14 protein-coding genes and 1 pseudogene are annotated in these 15648 nt (G+C 68.1%); 10 read left to right on the top strand and 5 right to left on the bottom strand.

Annotated features, from left to right (window positions below):
* On the bottom strand, positions 1-1176 hold the full coding sequence (locus HBE64_RS23770) for a cytochrome P450 (RefSeq protein WP_167108075.1): 1176 nt from the start codon (positions 1174-1176) through the stop codon (positions 1-3).
* Positions 1177-1306: 130 nt separating this feature from the next.
* Here HBE64_RS23770 and HBE64_RS23765 point away from each other — a divergent pair, with 130 nt between their 5' ends.
* The 4 genes from HBE64_RS23765 to HBE64_RS23750 all read left to right on the top strand — a co-directional run bounded on the left by HBE64_RS23765 (position 1307) and on the right by HBE64_RS23750 (position 5054).
* On the top strand, positions 1307-1972 hold the full coding sequence (locus HBE64_RS23765) for a GntR family transcriptional regulator (protein WP_167108071.1): 666 nt from the start codon (positions 1307-1309) through the stop codon (positions 1970-1972).
* Between the two features lie 50 nt (positions 1973-2022).
* A complete protein-coding gene (locus HBE64_RS23760; RefSeq protein WP_167109578.1) occupies positions 2023-3789 on the top strand; it encodes an ABC transporter substrate-binding protein/permease in 1767 nt (588 codons plus the stop codon).
* The gene (locus HBE64_RS23755) at positions 3789-4535 is read left to right on the top strand and encodes an amino acid ABC transporter ATP-binding protein (RefSeq protein ID WP_167108068.1); all 747 of its coding nucleotides are present in this window, start codon (positions 3789-3791) and stop codon (positions 4533-4535) included. The genes HBE64_RS23760 and HBE64_RS23755 overlap by 1 nt, the downstream gene beginning before the upstream one ends.
* A gap of 63 nt (positions 4536-4598) precedes the next feature.
* The gene (locus HBE64_RS23750; protein ID WP_167108065.1) at positions 4599-5054 is read left to right on the top strand and encodes a MarR family winged helix-turn-helix transcriptional regulator; all 456 of its coding nucleotides are present in this window, start codon (positions 4599-4601) and stop codon (positions 5052-5054) included.
* Positions 5055-5063: 9 nt separating this feature from the next.
* Here HBE64_RS23750 and HBE64_RS23745 read toward each other — a convergent pair whose 3' ends face one another.
* Positions 5064-6404, bottom strand: coding sequence for an amylo-alpha-1,6-glucosidase (locus HBE64_RS23745; protein WP_167108062.1), 1341 nt, complete (start codon positions 6402-6404; stop codon positions 5064-5066).
* A 53-nt stretch (positions 6405-6457) separates the two neighbouring features.
* On the opposite strand from HBE64_RS23745, the gene HBE64_RS23740 reads away from it, so the two are divergent.
* On the top strand, positions 6458-7219 hold the full coding sequence (locus HBE64_RS23740; protein WP_167108059.1) for an SDR family oxidoreductase: 762 nt from the start codon (positions 6458-6460) through the stop codon (positions 7217-7219).
* A gap of 10 nt (positions 7220-7229) precedes the next feature.
* On the opposite strand, the gene leuS is transcribed toward HBE64_RS23740, so the two are convergent.
* Entirely contained in the window at positions 7230-10094 is a 2865-nt protein-coding gene (gene leuS, locus HBE64_RS23735) for a leucine--tRNA ligase (RefSeq protein WP_167108056.1), read from the bottom strand.
* Between the two features lie 250 nt (positions 10095-10344).
* Between leuS and HBE64_RS23730 the strand changes: the two genes are divergently transcribed.
* The 3 genes from HBE64_RS23730 to HBE64_RS23720 all read left to right on the top strand — a co-directional run bounded on the left by HBE64_RS23730 (position 10345) and on the right by HBE64_RS23720 (position 12372).
* Entirely contained in the window at positions 10345-11304 is a 960-nt protein-coding gene (locus HBE64_RS23730; RefSeq protein WP_167108053.1) for an LpqN/LpqT family lipoprotein, read from the top strand.
* Between the two features lie 24 nt (positions 11305-11328).
* Positions 11329-11667: a hypothetical protein gene (locus HBE64_RS23725; RefSeq protein ID WP_167108050.1), complete on the top strand. Its 339-nt coding sequence runs from the start codon at positions 11329-11331 to the stop codon at positions 11665-11667.
* A gap of 114 nt (positions 11668-11781) precedes the next feature.
* Positions 11782-12372: a bile acid:sodium symporter gene (locus HBE64_RS23720; protein WP_167108047.1), complete on the top strand. Its 591-nt coding sequence runs from the start codon at positions 11782-11784 to the stop codon at positions 12370-12372.
* Here the strand turns inward: HBE64_RS23720 and HBE64_RS23715 are convergent.
* Complete coding sequence (locus HBE64_RS23715; protein ID WP_167108044.1) at positions 12369-12974, bottom strand: YqgE/AlgH family protein; 606 nt, start codon at positions 12972-12974, stop codon at positions 12369-12371. The genes HBE64_RS23720 and HBE64_RS23715 overlap by 4 nt on opposite strands.
* 77 nt (positions 12975-13051) lie before the next feature.
* On the opposite strand from HBE64_RS23715, the gene HBE64_RS23710 reads away from it, so the two are divergent.
* Positions 13052-14341, top strand: coding sequence for an MFS transporter (locus HBE64_RS23710; protein ID WP_167108041.1), 1290 nt, complete (start codon positions 13052-13054; stop codon positions 14339-14341).
* A 10-nt stretch (positions 14342-14351) separates the two neighbouring features.
* Positions 14352-15128, top strand: coding sequence for a TIGR03084 family metal-binding protein (locus tag HBE64_RS23705; protein ID WP_167108038.1), 777 nt, complete (start codon positions 14352-14354; stop codon positions 15126-15128).
* Position 15129: 1 nt separating this feature from the next.
* On the opposite strand, the pseudogene HBE64_RS23700 reads toward HBE64_RS23705, so the two are convergent.
* A pseudogene (locus HBE64_RS23700) lies at positions 15130-15643 on the bottom strand (pullulanase).
* Positions 15644-15648: the final 5 nt, after the last annotated feature.

The following is a 15648-nucleotide window of genomic DNA, read 5'->3' as shown; positions in this document are numbered from 1 at the left end:
TCAGCAGGGCTCGAACTCCAGCGGTAGCGACTCAAGTCCGAGAGTGCCTGCCGGCCACAGGGTCTTGGCCTCGCCGGCCAGCCGGTACTCGGGGATTCGGGCGTGGAACTCCTCGATGGTGAGCCGTAGTTCACGGCGCGCCAGATGAGAACCGAGGCAACGGTGGATACCGCCGCCGAAGCCCAGGTGGGTGGGTTTGCCCGTCAGATCCATCTCGTTCGGGTGGTCGGCCGCTGAGGGGACTTCGCGGTTGGCCGTGCCGAGCAGCAGCATCACCGGCGAATTGGCGGGGATGGTCACGCCGTCGATCTCGACGTCCCTGGTGGTGAGGCGTGGCACGCCGGGCACCGGGCCGTCGAGCCGCAGTATCTCCTCGATGAACGGCGCGATCAGCGACTGGTCGGCGATAAGTCGTTGGCGCAGTTCGGGATTGGTCGCCAAGTTCAGTAAGGAGTAGCCGATGGCACCGGTGACGGTGTCCAGGCCGGCCAGCACAATCAGGAAGCACAGGCCAAGGATCTCGGCATCAGTCCAGGCGTCGTCGCCGTTGAGGGCCAGTATGGCGCTGAGCATGTCCTCGCCCGGATGGCTCTTCTTGATTTCGAGCTGTTCGGCCAGAAAGCCGAACAGCGCCATGCTGCACTCGATCACGCGCTGCGGCGGTTCCTGACCCAGCGAGGTGACATTGGCCTCCTTGATGATGCCGGTGACCCACTCGAGAAACTTCGGCAAGTGCTCAAGGGGTAATCCGAACAGGGTCAGGATCGCCTGAGTCGGGAACTTGTAGGACAGATCCGCGACCACGTCACAGCGCCCCAGCGGGGCGAAAGCGTGGATGTGTCCGCGCAGCTGCGCCCGCAGATCGGCGTCCATGGCATCCATGCGTTTGGGGCCGAACATCGGATCAAGCACGCGCCGATAGTCCGCGTGCTTGGGCGGATCGATCGCCAGTGGGATCATCTGGATGGCGTTGGCCACCATGTCGAAGGCCTTGGCCGAGGAGAACAGGTCGGGGTTCTTCTGCGCGAACCGCACCCCATCGTAGCTGGTGATGAGCCAGGTCCCGCCGACTCGGTACACCGATCCGGGCTGCCGGAGATACTGCATCGCTGCGGTGCGCCCGCTCGCCATCGGGGCGCCCGCGTAGAAGTCGTCGGGCAATTCCGTCGTCGTCATGCCGGCAGCGTAACGAGACTGACAGTCTCGTTAGTGCCGAATGGCGGAATAGCCTGGCGGCGCGACGGCCTACCCGGGCAGGATGACCGGAGCGCGCCACCCCTCCCGACGGTGCGCATCCGAGGGAACCGTGCCCAAACGCTATGGCGTCAAGGAGAAAGACCAGGTCGTCGCCCACATTCTCGACCTGCTCATGGCGGGCAGACTTCGCTCCGGCGACCGCGTCGACCGCAACGAAGTAGCCGCGGCCCTGGGGCTGAGCCGCGTTCCGGTCCAGGAAGCACTGCTTCAACTGGAGCACGACGGCATCCTGATCACCCGCTACCACCGCGGCGCATTCGTCCAGAAGTTCGACGAGGCCACGCTGCGCGAGCACCACGAGGTACACGGTCTGCTCACCGGGGCGGTGTCGGCCCGCGCCGCCGCCGACCCGCGACCTGACGTGCTCGCCGAACTCGACGCCGCCATGACGGACGTGCGCGTCGCGACCGACTCGCAGACCTACGTCGTCGGCGCCGAGCGGTTCCGCGACATCGTCATCGCCGAATACGCCGGCCCCCGCCTGGCGGCGACCATCCGCTCCTCGCGCAGCTTCATGCCGCGGAAGTTCTGGAGCCAATACGACGCCACGCGCGCCCACCTTTTGCCTCTCATCGAGGCCGAGTATGCCGCGATCGGGCAGAGTCATCCGGCCGCGGCCCGGCGCGCGTGCATCGACAGGGCCGACCTGATGGCAGACCTGCTGATTGCCGATCTCGACCGGCGCGGGGTCTTCGCGGGCTTGGATTCCACCTGATCCGAAGCGCGTGCCTCACAACGGTTGGCAACTACTTTCTAATGATGACCATGTACTGGCGCAGGCTGCCGGCCGTGCTGATCGCGCTGCTGCTGACGTTCAGCCTCGCTCCGATGGCACCCGCGAATGCCGACCAGTGCGCCCCGCCCGGCGAGAAGGCGGCCAGCGCACTGCCCACCAACCTTGCCGCCGCCGCCAGCGGACCCGGCGAGGACAAGTACACGACCGCCACCACCGAGCCGCTGAGCGCAGTGAAACTCGACGCGTTGCGGCTGATCACGCCGGGCACCCTAACCGTCGGCACCCTGTCGGACGCACCGCCGAGCATCTGCATCAACGCCCAGGGCCAATTCACCGGCTTCGACAACGAGCTGTTGCGGGCGATCGCCGAGAAGATCGGTCTGAAGATCAACTTCGTCGGCACCGAGTTCTCCGGCCTGCTCGCCCAGGTCGCCGCGCGCCGCTTCGACGTCGGCTCGTCGTCAATCACGACCACTGACGCCCGCCGCCGCACGGTCGGCTTCACCAACGGCTACGACTTCGGCTATTTCTCCCTCGTCGTACCGTCGGGGTCGCCGATCACCGGCTTCGACAAGCTCGGTCCCGGCCAGCGCATCGGCGTCGTCCAGGGCACCGTGCAGGAGTCCTACGTGATCGACACCCTCGGACTACAGCCGGTCAAGTTCCCCGACTACAACACCGTCTACGCCAGCCTCAAGACCCGCCAGATCGACGCCTGGGTGGCGCCCTCTCAGCAGGCACAAGGCACTGTGCGACCGGGCGATCCCGCGGTGATCGTCGAAAACACCTTCAGCTTGGACAATTTCGTCGCCTACGCCGTCGCCAAAGAGAACCAGCCGCTGATCGACGCGCTCAACGCGGGCCTGGATGCCGTGATCGCCGACGGCACCTGGGCGCGGCTCTACACCGACTGGGTGCCCCGCGCACTGCCCCCCGGCTGGAAACCCGGGTCGAAGGCCGCCCCGCTGCCGCAACTGCCCGACTTCAACGCGATCGCCGCCAGCCAGAAACCCACCGAGGCCGCACCGGTGGCCACCAAGTCGGTACTGACGCAATTACGCGAATCCTTCTTGGATATCGAGCTTTACAAGAAGGCCATCCCCGACCTGGTACGGACCGGGCTGCCCAACACCCTGCTGCTGACCATCAGCGCCAGCATCATCGGCCTGCTGCTGGGGATGACGCTCGCGGTCGCCGGGATCTCCCGGTCGCGGTGGCTGCGACTGCCGGCCCGCATTTACACCGACATCTTCCGCGGACTGCCGGAAGTCGTGATCATCCTGCTGATCGGCTTGGGCATCGGCCCCGTGGTCGGCGGGCTGACCGGAAACAACCCGTACCCCTTGGGTATCGCCGCGCTGGGCCTGATGGCCGCGGCCTACATCGGCGAGATCTTCCGCTCCGGTATCCAAAGCGTGGAGCCCGGCCAGCTGGAAGCCTCACGCGCACTTGGCTTCAGCTACTCCTCCTCGATGCGGTTGGTGGTGATACCGCAGGGCATTCGCCGGGTGCTGCCGGCTCTGGTCAACCAGTTCATCTCGCTGCTGAAAGCCTCGTCGCTGGTGTACTTCCTCGGGTTGGTGGCCAGCCAGCGTGAGCTGTTCCAGGTGGGCCGCGACCTCAACGCGCAGACCGGCAACCTCTCGCCGTTGGTGGCGGCCGGCCTGTTCTATCTGCTGCTGACGATTCCGCTGACCCACCTGGTGAACTACATCGACAACCGGCTTCGCCGCGGCCGCCCGCCGGCAGACGAGGACCCGTTGGAACCCAACGTCACGAGTCAGGAGATGGTGTGATGGCGAAGGAAAGCCGTCCGGAGCCGGTCTCGTTGGCCGCCAACGATATCCACCTCGCCTTCGGCAACAACGCGGTACTGCGCGGCGTCGACATCGAGGTCCCGGCAGGGACGACGGCAGCGGTCATCGGTCCGTCCGGGTCGGGCAAGTCCACCCTGCTGCGAACCTTGAACCGGCTTTACGAACCCGACCGCGGCGACATCCTGCTCGACGGCCGGTCGGTGTTACGCGACGACCCCGACAAGCTACGGCAGCGGATCGGCATGGTGTTCCAGCATTTCAACCTCTTTCCGCACCGTACGGTTCTCGACAATGTGGCGCTGGGCCCGCGCAAGCTCAAAAACCTCTCGGCCGACCAAGCGCGCGAGCTTGCGCTCGCTCAACTCGACCGGGTGGGCCTCAAGCACAAGGCCGACGTGCGGCCGGCGACCCTGTCCGGCGGCCAGCAGCAGCGGGTGGCGATCGCCCGAGCACTGGCGATGACACCGCAGGTGATGTTCTTCGACGAAGCGACATCGGCCTTGGATCCCGAGCTGGTGAAGGGCATCCTGGCCTTGATCGCCGAACTCGGCGCCGACGGCATGACGATGGTCGTCGTGACACACGAGATGGGGTTCGCCCGCTCGACCGCGGACACGGTGGTGTTCATGGATCACGGCAAGGTCGTCGAGTCCGGGCCGCCGGACCAGATCTTCACCGCCGCCACGACTGACCGGCTACAACGGTTCCTGTCGCAGGTTCTATAAGTCCCGCTTGCCGAAAACGCGATTGCAGCACGGTTGACAGCCGACAGGTTAGACTAGCGAACTATGATTGAGGCCGAACCGCAGGTCACTGACCTGTCTGGGGACTTGCAGAGGGTCCTCTCCAAGCTGTTCTCGGTCTTGCGCCGGGGAGACCCACGGACCCCCAACAGCGGCGACCTCACCCTGGCCCAATTGTCTATCCTGTTGACCCTGCTCGAAACCGGCCCGATCCGGATGACCGAACTCGCCGCCCGCGAGCGAGTGCGCACCCCCACGACCACGGTTGCCATTCGTCGGCTGGAGAAACTCGGTGTGGTCAAGCGGTCCCGTGACCCCTCGGACCTTCGGGCGGTGTTGGTGGAAGTGACCCCGGAGGGTTTGGTGCAGCACCGCGAAGCACTGGCTCACCGCCGTGCTCACCTGGCCTCGCTGCTGGCCCGGCTCTCCGACGAGGAGCGCGAGACGTTGGCCAAGGCCCTTGCGCCCCTGGAACGGATCGCCGACCAGTCCGAGACGTGAGTGGGTGGGTCAGCCCAGCCAGTCCAGTACGGCCGCGGCCGTCCACGACTGCTGCATGCTGCCCAGCGGTTCACCCGTGAACGGCTCGTAGTACTCGGCGAACGTGCCGTCGCTGGCCTGGCGTAGACCTTCCCGGCGCAGGATCAGTGAGCGCTCCGACCACCCCCGCCGGGCGAACGCCCACGAGAACAACCATGTCAGCACCGGCCACACCGGGCCCCGCCAGTACTCGCGCGGCCGAAAGTCCTTGGAAACCGGCGATGTTGACGGGACCACGGCGTACTTGAGGTCCGGGTGGCCGCAGAACCGTGGACCCTCCAGGATGCGCAGCAATGCGCGCTCCTGGTCATGCGGCAGGCCGCCGCACAACAGCGGAGCGAACTGGGCCGCCGTCTCGGTCGCGATCCACTTGTCCGCGCGGACGTCGAAATCCTTTGCCGCGCCGGTTCGTTCGTCAGTCGTGGCGACGACGCCCCCGCGGAAACGATCCGCCCACGAATACAGGTCCCGCACATCGGAGTGGGGCCGCTTGTATTCCTCGCCGATGTTGGCCAGCACGTCGCAGGCCAACGAGAAGATCGCCGACACGAACACATCCTCGACGGCGAAGCTCATGACTTTCGGCAGGAGGTCGTCGTCGTAGCGCACCGACTTCATCTCCTCGAGCAGCCACAGATACCGGTCGTACTCGATATCCGAAGGCCGCTGGGTCGGATCGGTGACGACGTGATTGTCTTCGCGCTGGTACTCCGGCACGCTGCCCGGAATCACGTTGGCGTAGGCCGAATCCCACCGTGGGGAGTTGTCCATGCCGGACTCCCAGCCGTGGTAGAGGGTGACACGGCCGCGCTCGTTCTGGTCGCGGGCTTCGGCCAGCCAGCGGTGCCATCGCACCAGATCCGACCAGCGCCGGTCCAGGAACGCCTCCGCCACTGCCCGCGTCGAGCGGCCCCGCATGCGTGCGCGGTCAAGGATCCGCTGCACGGCGATCGCATGCACCGGGGGCTGCGTGATGCCCGAGGTGTGCCGGCTGCGTGGGGCGTTGGCGGCCAACGCCGAACAGGCCCACCGGGCCGGTCCGGGAAAGTATCCGTCGACGCCCTGGGCGAACACGATGTGCGGGATCATCCCGTTGGTCCACTGCGCCGACAACAGTGTGTCGAGCTCGACGACGGCCCGTTCGACGCTGAGCGAAGCCAGACCGACGGACACGAAGGCGGCGTCCCAGCTCCACATGTGCGGGTAGAGCTGCGGGGCGGCCGAGGTCATCACACCCAAGTCGTTGCCGCGCAGGAGGTAGGCCGCTCGGGCGGCTAACTGCGTTGGACCGAAGCTCGGGTCGAATGCCACGCGTACATTCTGCGTCCCGTCGCTGTGAATCGCAGGTCGGTAGGGTCGGGAGCATGCCGAGCGAAGAGGATCCGGGGAATAGGACCGGCGGGCAGGAGCGCAGCGACCCGGGGAACTACACCGGCGGGCAGGAGCGCAGCGACCCGGGGAGTGGGACAGCTTTGATCACCGGGGCGGGCGGTGGGATCGGGTCGGCGATCGCCGAGGCTTTGGCACCAACCCACACGCTGCTGCTGGCAGGCCGGCCGTCGGCGCGGTTGGACGCACTCGCCACACGGCTGGGCGCCACCACCTGGCCGCTCGATCTGGCCGATCCCGAGTCCATCGAGGCGGCGGCCGAACCGCTGGCCGAGCTGGATGTGCTGGTACACAACGCGGGAGTGGCGTACCCGGGGCGGTTCGACGAGTCGATCCCCGAGCAGTGGCGGGCCAGCTTCGAGATCAATGTGACCGGTCCCGTCGCGCTCACCCTGGCGCTGCTGCCGGCCCTGCGCGCAGCCCGCGGCCAGGTGGTGTTCATCAACTCCGGCGCCGGCCTCAACGTCTCACCCGGCCTGGCGGCGTACTCGGCGAGCAAGTTCGCCCAGCGCGCGTTCGCCGATTCGCTGCGCGCCGACGAGCCGAGCCTGCGCGTCACCAGCGTGCACCCGGGCCGAGTCGACACCGAGATGCAGCAGGACCTGGTTGCCTACGAGGGCGGCGAGTACGACCCGTCGCGCTTCCTGTCGCCGAAGACCGTGGCGCGCATCGTCGCCGAGGTGATCGCCACCCCGCCCGACGCCCACACCCATCAGGTCGTCGTCCGCCCCCGGTGATGTCGGCGCACTAGAGCACGAGGTTGACCAGGCGCCCCGGCACGACGATGACCTTCTTCGGTGTGGCACCGGCCAGGAACGCCTGCACCTTCTCGTCGGCCAGTGCCGCAGCCTCCAGGCTGGCCTTGTTGGCGTCCGCGGCGACCGTGATGCGTCCGCGCACCTTCCCGTTGACCTGCACCGGGTACTCGACGGTGTCGGTCACCAGGTAGGCCTCGTCGGCCAGCGGGAACGGGCCGTGCGCCAGCGACGTGTCGTGGCCCAGCCGCCGCCACAGCTCCTCGGCCAGATGCGGGGCGAGCGGCGCCACCATGAGCACCAGCGGCTCCAGCGCCGCGCGCGCGGTGATGCCTTCCTTGGTGAGGTGGTTGGTGTACTCGATGAGCTTGGCCGCCGCGGTGTTGTTGCGCAGTCCCGCATAGTCGTCGCGGACACCGGCAATGGTGCGGTGCAGCAGGCGCAGTGTCTGCTCGTCGAGCGCCTCGTGCTCGGAAACCCTTTCGGCCCCGGTGCTTTCGTCGACGACCAGGCGCCACACCCGCTGCAGGAAGCGGTGCGCGCCGACGACGTCCTTGGTAGCCCACGGCCGCGACGCCTCCAGCGGGCCCATCGACATCTCGTAGACGCGCAACGTGTCCGCTCCGTAGTTGTCGCAGATCTCGTCGGGCGAGATCGAGTTCTTCAAGCTCTTGCCGATCTTGCCGAACTCCTGGAACACCTCGATCTCACCGTCGGGCCCGGGCAGGAAGAACTTGCCGCCCCGCTCGACGACATCAGCGGCCGGCACGTAGGCGCCGCGGGAATCGGTGTAAGCGAACGCCTGGATGTAACCCTGGTTCACCAAGCGGCGGTAAGGCTCCCGCGATGTGACGTGGCCGAGGTCGTACAAAACCTTGTGCCAGAACCGCGAGTACAGCAGATGCAGCACCGCGTGTTCGACGCCGCCGACGTAGAGATCCACCCCGCCGGGGTCGGCCGGCCCGTGCTCAGCCGGGCGCGGACCCATCCAGTAGGCCTCGTTCTCCTTGGCGCAGAACTCTTCTGAGTTGTGCGGGTCGGCGTAGCGCAGCTCGTACCACGAGCTGCCCGCCCACTGCGGCATGACGTTGGTGTCGCGGGTGTAGGGCTTGAGTCCGTCGCCGAGATCGAGGTCGACGTGCACCCACTCGGTCGCCTTGTTCAGCGGCGGCGACGGTTCGCTGTCGGCACTGTCGGGATCGAACAGCACCGGTGAGTAGTCGGCGATGTCGGGCAGCTCCACCGGCAACGCCGAGTCCGGCAGCGGATATGCGCGGCCGTCGGCGTCGTACACGATCGGGAACGGCTCACCCCAATACCGCTGACGCGCGAAAAGCCAATCCCGGAGCTTGTATTCGACCCGCGCACGGCCGCGGCCGTCGGCTTCGAGCCGCTCGGTGATCGCCTTCTTGGCGTCCTCGACGCCCAGCCCGTCCAGGTGCTGCGAGTTGACCAGCGCACCGTCGCCCGTGTGGGCGGCCTCGGTGACGTCACCGCCGGAAATCACCTCCCGGATCGGCAGGCCGAACTCGGTGGCGAACTCCCAGTCGCGCTGATCGTGGCCGGGCACGGCCATGATCGCGCCGGTGCCGTAGCCGGCTAGGACGTAGTCGGCGATGAAGATCGGAACCTGTTGTCCGTCAGCCGGATTGGTGGCATATGTGCCGAGGAAGACACCGGTCTTGGTCTTGTTCTCCTGGCGTTCCAGGTCCGACTTCGCCGCGATCGCACGCCGGTAGGCCGCCACCGCTTCGGCGGGGGTGGCCGCGCCACCGGTCCACCGAGCGTCGGCCCCGTCAGGCCACTGCGCGGCCAACAGTCCGTCGACGAGATCGTGCTCGGGTGCCAGCACCAGATACGTTGCGCCGAACAGAGTGTCGGGGCGGGTGGTGAACACCTCGATGTCGGAACCGGCCGCGCCGAACAGCACCGAGGCGCCTGTCGAGCGCCCGATCCAGTTGCGCTGCATGGTCTTGACCTTCTCGGGCCAGTCCAGCACATCGAGATCCTCGAGCAGCCGGTCGGAGTAGGCGGTGATCCGCATCATCCACTGCCGCAGCCGCTTCCGGAACACCGGGAAGTTGCCGCGCTCGCTGCGGCCGTCGGAGGTGACCTCCTCGTTGGCCAGCACTGTGCCCAGCCCGGGGCACCAGTTCACCAGCGAGTCGGCGCGGTACACCAGCCGGTAGCCGTCCACCACGTCGGCGCGTTCGCCGGCCGACAGCTGTGACCACACCCTGCCGTCATCGAGAGTTCTTGCACCGCTGTCGAATTCACTGACCAGCTCGTGGATCGGACGGGCCTTGTTCGCGGCGGTGTCGAACCAGGCGTTGTAGATCTGCAGGAAGATCCACTGGGTCCACTTGTAGAAGTCGACGTCGGTGGTGGAGAAGCTGCGCCGCTGGTCGTGGCCCAGCCCCAATCGACCGAGCTGGCGGCGGAAGTTGACGATGTTGGCCTCGGTGCGCTCCCGCGGATGGGTGCCGGTCTGCACCGCGTACTGCTCGGCGGGCAGCCCGAAGGCATCGAAGCCCAGCGCGTGCAGCACGTTGCGACCCGTCATCCGGAAGTAGCGCGCGTAGACGTCGGTGGCGATGTAGCCCAGCGGGTGGCCGACGTGCAATCCCTCCCCGGACGGGTAGGGGAACATGTCCTGGACGAACATCTTGTCGGCGGGCACAGCCGAACCGTCCGACGGCGCCAGCGAGCCCACCGGGTTGGGCACGTTGAACGTCCCCCAGCTCTGCCAGTTGTCCTGCCACGTCTGCTCGATCCGCCCCGCCACGTCGGCGGTATAGCGGTGCCGCGGCACGTCGGTGTCGGCGTCGGCGGTCCCCGCGGTCGGCGATTCGGTCACGCAGACAGGGTATAAGCACGCTGATCGGCTCCGCCGACCCGGCAAGGGGCTGTGACGTGGCCGACCCGAGCCCCTCGGTGTGACGGTTGCCCCCGGCCCCGCAACGGCTTGGTATCGGTTGCGTTGCAGAGCGGTCAGGGGTTGGTTCCAGCTGTGTTCCGGCCCTACCCTCCGAGTTTCGCCGGCCGATACAGTCGGCCCCTGACAAGGGGTTTCACCTGACCCAACAATGTCGAAAAGGACATCTGCGATGATCACGAACGCCCGTAACTGGCGGGTACTTGTAGGTGGTGTGGCAGCCGGGTCGGCAGCCGTGCTCGGGTTTGCCGGCGCCAGCGCGTCGGCCGAACCGGTCCTCCCCGTCCCGCCGGCACCTGCCATCACCCAATCCGCCACCGTTACCCCGCAGGCCGCATCCGTGGTCGCCACTCCCGCCACCTCGGCACCGCTGGAGGTTCCCACCACCGTCACCGCGCCCACCGCCGCGGCTGCCCCAGAGACCCTCGTACCCGCGACGTCGGGCACCCTGGCCGAGTACTTCAAGGCCAAGGGCGTGGTGCTGGAGCCGCAGAAGGCCAGCGGCTTCACCGCACTCAACATCGTGCTGCCGATGCCGCGCGGATGGAGCGTGGTACCCGACCCCAACGTTCCCGACGCCTTCACCGTCCTGGCCGACAGAGTCGGGGGCGACGGCCTCTACACTTCCAACGCCCAGCTGAAGGTGTACAAGCTGGTCGGCGAGTTCGACCCCAAGGAAGCGATCACCCACGGTTACGTCGACAGCCAGCAGCTGTTCGCCTGGCAGTCCACCAGCGCGTCGATGGGCGACTTCGGGGGCTTCCCGTCCTCGATCATCGAGGGCACCTACCGCGAGAACGACCTGACGTTGAACACCTCGCGGCGCAATGTCATCGCACAGTCCGGCGCCGACCGCTATCTGGTGTCGCTGTACGTGACGACCTCGGCCAGCCAGGTCGTCGCCACCGCCGACGCCACCGATGCCATCGTCAACGGGTTCCGGGTGACCTCGCCGACCGCGACACCGGCAGCACCCGCCGCCGCACCGGCAGCACCCGCGACCGCGCCCGCGCCCGATGCATCGGCCGTCGCCGCTCCGAGCAGTGCACCGGCGGCCGCCCCGCTGACCAACACCGCCGCCACCGCGACCGTCACGGTCACCGTTCCCGCGGATCCGGCGCAGCACCGCTGACCCGCGACTCGTATTGTGGGGCCCATGCTGATTGCGGGTGTGGTGTGCCTGGCCCTGGCCGTTTTGGTCGGTGGGTCGGGCCTGTGGACGCTGCGCCATCCCGCCACCGACCTCACCTCCGAGGTGATGCGCACCGTGGCACCCACCCAGCTGGCAGCCGCGGTGATGCTCGCCGTCGGCGGGGCCGCGGCGCTGGCCGCGCCGTCGCCCCTGGGGCTGCTGGCAGTCGTCGTCTGCGGGCTCGGTGCGCTCGGCACGATCGGCGCCGGATCCTGGCAGGGCGCCCGCTACGCCTCCCGCCGCGAAGCGACGGCGAGCGGGTGCGCGGGCAGCTGCACCAGCTGCGTGCGGTCCTGCCAGTAGGCCGGTGAGCAGGGGCTCACTGTCGCGGCTACCCGTCGACACCTTCCTGCTGCTGCTCGTCGCCGTCGTGGCGATCGCGACGGTGCTGCCCGCCCGAGTTGCGCCCGCGGCCATGTGTCGGCGGCGATCGTCAGTGCGTCGCTGTCCAACATCCTCGGAGTCGTGCTCACACCGTTGCTCGTCGTCGCGTTGATGCCGCTGGGCGGGGCGCCGCACGTCGACGGCTCGGCGATCGTCGACATCGTGCTGCAGCTGCTACTGCCGTTCGCCGTCGGCCAGCTGCTGCGGCCCTGGCTGGCCCCGTGGATCACTCGGCACACCGCACTGACGAGCGTCGTCGACCGCGGCTCGATCCTGCTGATCGTCTACGCCGCGTTCTCGGTGCGGATGACCGAGCACATCTGGAACAGCGTGCAGCCGTGGCGCGTGGTCGCCGTCGCCGTCGTCAGCGCCGCGCTGCTGGCGGTGGTGCTGGGCATCACCGTGCTGACCGGCCGGCTGGCCGGACTGGACCGCGGGGACTCCATCGTGCTGATGTTCTGCGGCTCGAAGAAAAGCCTGGCCTCCGGGCTGCCGATGGCCCTGGTGTTGTTCCCGGCTCCCAGCGTGGGCCTGATCATGTTGCCCCTCATGCTGTTTCACCAGATTCAGCTGTTCGTCTGCGCGGTGATCGCCAGCCGGCTGGCGCGCAGCGCAGCGGACTAGTTGCGGCTGACGTCGATGGGGTGGGTCGCCAGCAGCGACAGCGGCAGCGGCTGACGGCGCAGCACCCGCCCCCACAAGTCCACCTTCGGTTCGACCAGCACGTCAGAAGGCAAGGCCGACAACACAATCCAGTCGTCGCGTTCGATCTCGCCCTCCAGCTGGCCGATTGTCCAGCCGGAATAGCCGGCGAAGATACGCACCCCTTCTATGGCAGGTTCGATCAGGTCGGGGTCGGCGTCGAGATCGACCATCACCATCCGGCCCGCGATGTGGCGCAGGCCGGGCATGCCCTGCGGATCGGTCCCCACCCGCAGCGTGCCCAGGCACAGGGCGGCATCGCGTTTCACCGGCCCGCCTACGAACATGGTCTTCGGCTTGGTGGCCAGCTTCGCCCACTGCGGCAACACGTTGTAGACGGCGGTTTCACTCGGCCGATTGAGGACCACACCCAGGGTGCCGCCGTCGTTGTGTTCGACGACGTAGATGACGCTGCGCCGGAAGGTCGGCTCCATCAGATCGGTGTTGGCAAGCAGCAGTGTTCCGGCCCGCACTCGGTTGGCTGCGGGCGCGACGAAGTCCTCAGGATCCTCCGGCTGTGCCACTGCACCATCATCGCATCACCGCGGTGTCGTGGTGGCGAACAGGCAGCCGCCCGGCAGAGATTTGTAGTGTTGGAGGGATGGTCGACGCCAGCGCACCCGGTTCGCTGTGGCGTGCGGTGCGTGGCATGCCCGAGTTCTGGCGGCTGCTGGAGCTGCGCACCGCAAGCCAGTTCGGCGACGGCCTGTTCCAGGCAGCGCTGGCCGGCGGCTTGTTGTTCAACCCGGAGCGCGCCGCGGACCCGTGGGCGGTGGCCGGCGCGTTCGCGGTGTTGTTCCTTCCCTATTCGATCGTCGGCCCGTTCGCCGGGGCGCTGCTGGACCGCTGGGATCGCCGCACGGTACTCGTCGGCGCCAACGCCGGTCGCCTGGTCCTGGTGATCGCCGCCGGTGTGCTGTTGGCCGCCGGCGCCAGCGACCTGGTGGTGTTGTGCAGCGCGTTGATCGTCAACGGGTTCAGCCGATTCGTCACCTCGGGCCTGTCGGCGGCACTGCCGCACGTGGTGCCCCGCGACCAGGTGGTGACCATGAACTCGGTGGCCACCGCGACCGGGGCCACGGCCACCTTCCTCGGCGCCAACTTCATGCTGTTGCCCCGGTGGATCTTCGGCGCCGGCGACACCGGGGCGGCGACCATCATCTTCATCGTCGCGATTCCCGTCGCGCTGGCACTGTGGCTGTCGCTGCGGTTCCCGAGCCACGAACTGGGGCCCGACGAAACCGAACGGGCCGTGCACGGCTCCGCGTTCTATGCGGTCGCCACCGGATGGCTGTATGGCGCGCGGACTGTCGTGACCACGCCGACCGTCGCGGCCACCCTGTCCGGGCTGGCCGCCCACCGGATGGTGTTCGGCATCAACTCACTGCTGGTGCTGGTGATCGTGCGGCACAGCGACACCCCGGAGGTCGCCGGCCTGGGGCTGGGCACCGCAGTCATCTTCGTCGCCGCCACCGGAAGCGGTTCGTTCCTGGCCAATGTGTTCACCCCGGTGGCGGTTCGACGGTGGGGCCGCTACGCGACGGCGAACGCGGCACTCATGTGCGCGGCCGTCATCCAGGTTGCCGGGGCCACTCTGCAGCTGGTGGTCATGGTGTTGTGCGGCTTCTTCCTCGGCATGGCCGGCCAGGTGGTCAAGCTGTGTGCCGACACCGCAATGCAGATCGACGTCGACGACGCGCTGCGCGGCCACGTGTTCGCGGTGCAGGACTCGCTGTTCTGGGTGTCCTTCATCCTCGCCACGACGGTGTCGGCGGCGGTGATCCCGCGCGACGGACATGCCCCGCTGCTGGCGTTGTCGGGCTCGCTGATCTACCTCGTGGGGCTGGCCGTGCACGCGGCCGTCGGTAACCGGGGCAGCACCGCGCTCTAGGCTGGCGGCCATGGCCGATGCGGGTCCGATCATCGACGATCTGCGTGACGAGAGCGACGCCCTCGACGCGTTGGTCGCCCCACTGACCGACGACGGGTGGAGCACGCCGACGCCGGCAGCGGGCTGGACCATCGCCCACCAGATCGCCCACTTGTGGTGGACCGACCAGGCGGCGCTGACGTCGATCACCGACGAGGCCGGCTTCACCGCGATGCTGGCAGCTGCCAATGCCGACCCGCTGGGATTCGTCGACAAGGCCGCCGCGGACATCGCCGCCGGCACCGCGCCTGAGCAGCTGCTGGCCCAGTGGCGCGCTACCCGCGCCCGTCTGCACCAGGAGCTGCGCGGGGTCGCCGACGGCCGCAAGCTGCTGTGGTTCGGACCGCCGATGAGCGCACCGTCGATGGCCACGGCGAGGCTGATGGAAACCTGGGCGCACGGCCTGGACGTCGCCGACGCGCTCGGCGTCGAGGTGCAGCCGACCGAGCGGTTGAAGTCGATCGCGCACCTGGGTGTGCGCACCCGCGACTTCGCGTTCAGCGTGCACGGGCTGCCCGCGCCCGCCGAGCCGTTCCGGGTCGAACTGAGCACGCCGGGCGGTGACCGCTGGGTGTGGGGCCCGCCGGAGGCCGCGCAACGGGTCAGCGGGTCGGCCCTGGACTTCTGCTTCCTGGTGACCCAACGACGCCCGCGAGCAGCCCTGGACATCATGGCGGTCGGTCCCGATGCCGAGCGCTGGCTGACGATCGCGCAGGCCTTCGCGGGGCCGCCGGGCAGCGGCCGGTGATCTAGAGCGCGGTCGCGTCGTCGGCGGTGCCGTCACCGTCGGCGTCGCTGAGCTTGACGTCCCAGTGCCCGTCGCCGTCGGTATCGACCCACCCGCTGTCGAAGCCGCCGCCCTGGCCGGCCGTGCAGCGCACGATCGGCCAGACCGTCGCGGTCGACGTCGAGCAGCCGGTCCTCGCGGCCGTCACCGTCGATATCGGCCGGGCCGTCGACGTGTTCGACACCGTCGAGCCCGAACCACCGCAGCGGCCCCGCCGGACCGGCGGCGGTCAACGTCCACGTGCCCGACCCGTCGTCGCTGTAGCGGCTCTCGGCGGTGCCGTCATCGTCGAGATCGAGCGCAGCCTGATCGGCCAGGCCGTCTGAGTCGGCGTCGGTCATGGCGTCGTCGAACAGTCCGTCACCGTCAAAATCCATTCGCAGGCTGTCGAATTCGCCGTCACCGTCGATATCCAGATCGGGCTTACCGCTGAACATCTCCGCGGTACCGTCGCCGGGTCCAAGGCAGTAGTCCACGACAG

The sequence above is a fragment of the Mycobacterium sp. DL592 genome (assembly GCF_011694515.1).
Lineage (GTDB): Bacteria > Actinomycetota > Actinomycetes > Mycobacteriales > Mycobacteriaceae > Mycobacterium.
Note: the sequence above shows the minus strand (reverse complement) of the source record. Positions and strands in the feature narration are given on the sequence as shown.

Excerpts from the sequence above, each read along its gene's own strand:
- HBE64_RS23770 (WP_167108075.1), bottom strand. The coding sequence starts at position 1,176 with ATGACGACGACGGAATTGCCCGACGACTTCTACGCGGGCGCCCCGATG.
- HBE64_RS23755 (WP_167108068.1), top strand. The coding sequence starts at position 3,789 with ATGGCGAAGGAAAGCCGTCCGGAGCCGGTCTCGTTGGCCGCCAACGAT.
- HBE64_RS23760 (WP_167109578.1), top strand. The coding sequence starts at position 2,023 with ATGTACTGGCGCAGGCTGCCGGCCGTGCTGATCGCGCTGCTGCTGACG.
- HBE64_RS23725 (WP_167108050.1), top strand. The coding sequence starts at position 11,329 with ATGCTGATTGCGGGTGTGGTGTGCCTGGCCCTGGCCGTTTTGGTCGGT.
- HBE64_RS23710 (WP_167108041.1), top strand. The coding sequence starts at position 13,052 with ATGGTCGACGCCAGCGCACCCGGTTCGCTGTGGCGTGCGGTGCGTGGC.
- HBE64_RS23740 (WP_167108059.1), top strand. The coding sequence starts at position 6,458 with ATGCCGAGCGAAGAGGATCCGGGGAATAGGACCGGCGGGCAGGAGCGC.
- HBE64_RS23705 (WP_167108038.1), top strand. The coding sequence starts at position 14,352 with ATGGCCGATGCGGGTCCGATCATCGACGATCTGCGTGACGAGAGCGAC.
- HBE64_RS23730 (WP_167108053.1), top strand. The coding sequence starts at position 10,345 with ATGATCACGAACGCCCGTAACTGGCGGGTACTTGTAGGTGGTGTGGCA.
- HBE64_RS23750 (WP_167108065.1), top strand. The coding sequence starts at position 4,599 with ATGATTGAGGCCGAACCGCAGGTCACTGACCTGTCTGGGGACTTGCAG.